The 4339-nt window shown below is 36.8% G+C and carries 6 protein-coding genes; all 6 read left to right on the top strand.

The window, feature by feature from the left end; all coding sequences use genetic code 11:
- On the top strand, window positions 1-414 hold a 414-nt coding region (gene hisG, locus ACT8VG_RS07880; RefSeq protein ID WP_444195569.1), incomplete at its 5' end, for an ATP phosphoribosyltransferase.
- Window position 415: 1 nt separating this feature from the next.
- Entirely contained in the window at window positions 416-1711 is a 1296-nt protein-coding gene (gene hisD, locus ACT8VG_RS07875; protein ID WP_331873840.1) for a histidinol dehydrogenase, read from the top strand.
- 3 nt (window positions 1712-1714) lie between these two features.
- The gene (gene hisB / locus ACT8VG_RS07870; RefSeq protein ID WP_432270999.1) at window positions 1715-2302 is read left to right on the top strand and encodes an imidazoleglycerol-phosphate dehydratase HisB; all 588 of its coding nucleotides are present in this window, start codon (window positions 1715-1717) and stop codon (window positions 2300-2302) included.
- Window positions 2303-2911: an imidazole glycerol phosphate synthase subunit HisH gene (gene hisH, locus ACT8VG_RS07865; RefSeq protein WP_432267573.1), complete on the top strand. Its 609-nt coding sequence runs from the start codon at window positions 2303-2305 to the stop codon at window positions 2909-2911.
- Window positions 2905-3624 carry a 1-(5-phosphoribosyl)-5-[(5-phosphoribosylamino)methylideneamino]imidazole-4-carboxamide isomerase gene (hisA, locus tag ACT8VG_RS07860; protein WP_432271000.1) on the top strand — a complete coding sequence of 240 codons (720 nt, stop codon included), beginning with the start codon at window positions 2905-2907 and terminating at the stop codon, window positions 3622-3624. The genes hisH and hisA overlap by 7 nt, the downstream gene beginning before the upstream one ends.
- Window positions 3614-4339 (top strand): imidazole glycerol phosphate synthase subunit HisF (hisF, locus tag ACT8VG_RS07855; RefSeq protein ID WP_444195568.1); only part of this gene is annotated, 726 nt, incomplete at its 3' end. The genes hisA and hisF, both read left to right, overlap by 11 nt.

The raw sequence follows: 4339 nt of genomic DNA, 5'->3' as shown, positions 1-4339 counted from the left end.
TATACTTTGGATGAATCTGAATTTGATTATTATAATGAGTTATATGATTTAGAGATTGGTATATGTTATTTTGCGTTAGCGGCTTATCCAGAATACCGCACAAAGACATTTAATCGTCGTAAACGTATTACTTCTAAATATACAAAGACCGCAAAAGAATATTTCGCATCTAAACAGGAGGATGTAGAAATTATTAAACTGGAAGGTTCTGTAGAGTTAGGACCTGTTGTTGGTTTATCTGATGCGATTGTAGATATTGTAGAAACAGGATCTACACTTAAGGCCAATGGTCTTGAAGTGATTGAAAAGATTTCAGATATTTCTACAAGAATGGTTGTGAATAAAGTAGCTTTAAAATATAAGAAGGATGAAATATTTAAACTAGTGGATGCACTAAAGAAGGGGGATCATTAAAGTGTTAAAAGAATTGATTTATAAAGGAAACTATGAAGAACTAGAAAATAAACTTCATACAAGAAAAACTGAAATATCTGAAGAAGTCAATAAGGCAGTCAGTGAGATCATTAATAATGTACGTGAAAATGGGGATGATGCATTAAAGGAATACTGTGCTAAGTTTGATGGTTTCCATGTCTCTAGAAAGGATGATTTCATCGTTTCTAAACAGGAAATCATGGATGCTATTACTAAGGTAGGACCTGAATTCATGAAGATTCTAGAACGCACAAAGGATCAGATCACTGAATATCATAAGAACCAGATTGAAAAATCATGGACTATGTATAAGGATAATGGTGTTATCATGGGACAGTTAGTGCGTCCAATCGCTACAGTGGCTTTATATGTACCAGGTGGAACTGCTACTTATCCTTCTACTGTTATGATGAATGCTGTACCTGCAAAACTTGCGGGTGTAGAAGATCTTTATATTATTACACCAGTAAAGAAGGATGGTAAGGTTTCTGATGTTATTTTAGCTGCTGCTTATGTGGCTGGTATTACTAAGATTTATAAATGTGGTGGGGCACAGGGTGTTGCCGCTGCTGCTTATGGAACTGATACAATTACGAAGGCAGATAAGATTGTGGGTCCAGGTAATATCTTTGTCGCAACTGCAAAGAAGTTATGTTATGGAGTCGTTGATATTGATATGATTGCCGGACCTAGTGAAATTCTTATTGTTGCTGATGAGAACGCAAATCCTAAATATATCGCAGCTGACCTAATGAGTCAGGCTGAACATGATAAGCTTGCCAGTGCGATTCTTATTACAACTTCAAAAGAATTAGTAAAGAATGTAGATGAAGAATTAGTTAGACAGGTAGAAGATTTACCTCGTAAAGACATTATCAAGTCTTCATTAGATAACTATGGTGGTGCTGTTATTGTAGATAGTATCAAGGAAGGTATTAACTTATCTAATAAGATTGCACCTGAACATTTAGAAGTATTAGTAGATAACCCATTAGAACAATTACCAAATATCAAGAACGCTGGTTCTATTTTCTTAGGTGAATATACACCAGAACCATTAGGTGACTATATGAGTGGTACAAACCATGTATTACCAACGGGTGGTACTGCTAAGTTCTATAGTGCTTTAGGTGTTTATGATTTCATAAAGCATTCTGCTTTCAGCTATTATCCACAGGCAGTACTTGGCACATTCAAGGATGATATTATGAAGTTTGCACATCTAGAAGGTTTAGATGCACATGCTAATAGTATCAAGGTACGTTTCGAGGATTAACTTATGCGACAGGCAGAAATAGAAAGACAGACAAAAGAGACATATGTATATGTTTCTTTAAATATTGATGGTAAAGGAGAAGCAGATGTGGATACAGGTGTAGGGTTCATGGACCATATGCTTGAGCTTCTTGCTTTCCATGGTAATTTTGATTTAAATGTGAGATGTAAGGGTGATTTACAGGTTGATTCTCATCATACTGTAGAAGACTTAGGGATTGTCTTAGGACAGTGCTTCAATAAAGCTTTAGGTGATAAGCGTGGTATTACCCGTTATGGTCATTTTACTATCCCTATGGATGAAGCACTTGTGACCACTGACTTAGATTTCAGTGGACGTCCTTATTTAGTTTTTAATGTAGAACTAGATAATATTCATCTAGGTAATTATGAAGTAGAAATGACAGAAGAATTCTTCCGTGCATTTGCCTATAACTGCTTCATGACTTTACATATTAATGAACATTATGGTAAGAATACACATCATATTATAGAGGCAATATTTAAATCTATGGCACGTGCCATCAAGGAGGCTGTCACAATTGATGAAGCCCACAAGGGTCAGGTAGTATCAAGTAAAGGGGTGTTATAAATGATTGTGATTATTGATTATCATGTAGGAAATCTCGGTTCAGTCACAAATGCCTGTAAAAGACAGGGTATGGATGTAGTTGTCACAAATGATCCTGAAGTTATTCGTCAGGCAGATGGCATTATTCTTCCAGGTGTTGGCGCATTTCCTGCAGCTATGAGTAATTTAGAAGCATGTCATCTTGTACCTGTACTTAATGAAGTGAAGGACAAGGGAACACCAATACTTGGTATTTGTATTGGTATGCAGCTTTTATTTGAAGAAGGCAGTGAGAATGGACATACAAAAGGATTAGGATTCTTAAAGGGGTCTGTCGATAAAATGGAAGTCGATGCTAAACTTCCTCATATGGGATGGAATCAGTTAGTTATTAAACAGTCTCATCCTTTATTAAAGTATGTAGAAGAAGGCGATTATGTCTACTTTGTACATTCATATAGTGCTCATTGTCCAGAAGATGAGATTGGGGCTTATGTGAATTATGGTTGTAAGAAGATTACTGCTTTTGTATATAAAGATAATGTTATGGGTACACAGTTCCACCCTGAAAAGAGTGGAGAGATTGGTAAGAAGATCTTACGTGCCTTTAAGGAGTTGGTATTATGTTAGTTATTCCAGCCATTGATTTAAAAGATGGAGAAGCAGTCCGTCTTTATAAGGGCGATTACAATAAGAAAGTTGTTTATTCATCACATCCTGAAGAATTAGCAGCAGGATTTGAGAAGATGGGTGCAAAGTATCTCCATGTAGTAGATCTAGATGGTGCAAAAGATGCTCATGCAACCAATAAAGAAACAATTAAAAGAATACGTACTTCTATTTCTATTCCCATGGAATTAGGAGGAGGTATTCGTGATATGGATACAGTCTCTATGTATTTAGATGAGATTGGGATAGATCGTGTTATTCTTGGTACAGCTGCAATTAAGAACCCTGCTTTTCTTGATGAAGCATTAAAAAAGTATGGACCAGAAAGAATAGTCGTAGGAGTAGATGTAAGAGATAGAAAGGTCAGTATTGCCGGGTGGCTTGAAACAAGTGATGTAGATTATTTGACATTTATTCATCAATTAGAAGAAAGAGGTGTGAAATACATAGTATGTACGGACATCTCTAAGGATGGTACCCTCACAGGTCCTTCTTTCCCTCTTTATGAAGAAATACACGCTAATTCTCAGATTAACTTTGTTGTCTCTGGTGGTGTAAAAGATGATGAAGATGTCTATGAAGTAAATAAACGTGATTACTATGCCTGTATTGTAGGTAAAGCATACTATGAAGGGCGTATTAATCTAAAGGAGGTCATTGAAAATGCTGGCTAAAAGAATTATTCCCTGTCTAGATATTAAAGATGGGAAGGTTGTAAAAGGTGTTAATTTCGTTGGCCTGAAGGATGTTGGTGACCCAATTGAACTAGCGAAAGAATATGACCGTCAAAGTGCAGATGAAGTTGTCTTTCTAGACATTACTGCCACATATGAAAATAGAGACATCATCAAGGACCTGATCCAAAGAGGGGCTGATGAACTTTCTATTCCACTATGTGTGGGTGGTGGTATTCGTACAGTCGAAGACTTTCGTATGATTCTTGCAGCAGGTGCAGATAAGGTATCTGTTAACTCAGCTGCAGTCAGGAATCCAAATATTATTAAGGAAGCCAGTGATGAGTTTGGTGTTCAATGTGTTGTTGTGGCAGTAGATGCGAAAGCACGTGATGATCATTCAGGATGGGATGTCTATGTCGCAGGCGGACGTACAAATACTGGACTTGATTTAATAGAATGGGTTAAGAAATGTGAATCTCTTGGTGCAGGTGAAATACTTCTTACAAGTATGGATGCGGATGGAACAAGAGATGGATTTGATATCGATATGTTGAAGGCAGTAGTGGCAGCAGTCAATATTCCAGTTATCGCAAGTGGTGGCTGTGGTGGTAAAGAAGATATCGTTGATGTTTTTAAAGAAACAGACTGCGATGCTGCATTAGCTGCAAGTTTATTCCACTTTGGTGAAGCTACAGTGGATGAAGTTAAGGAA

Source organism: Catenibacterium sp., assembly GCF_052354645.1.
Taxonomy (GTDB): Bacteria; Bacillota_I; Bacilli_A; order Erysipelotrichales; family Coprobacillaceae; genus Catenibacterium; species Catenibacterium mitsuoka_A.
This window is presented reverse-complemented; position numbering and strand designations above follow the sequence as displayed.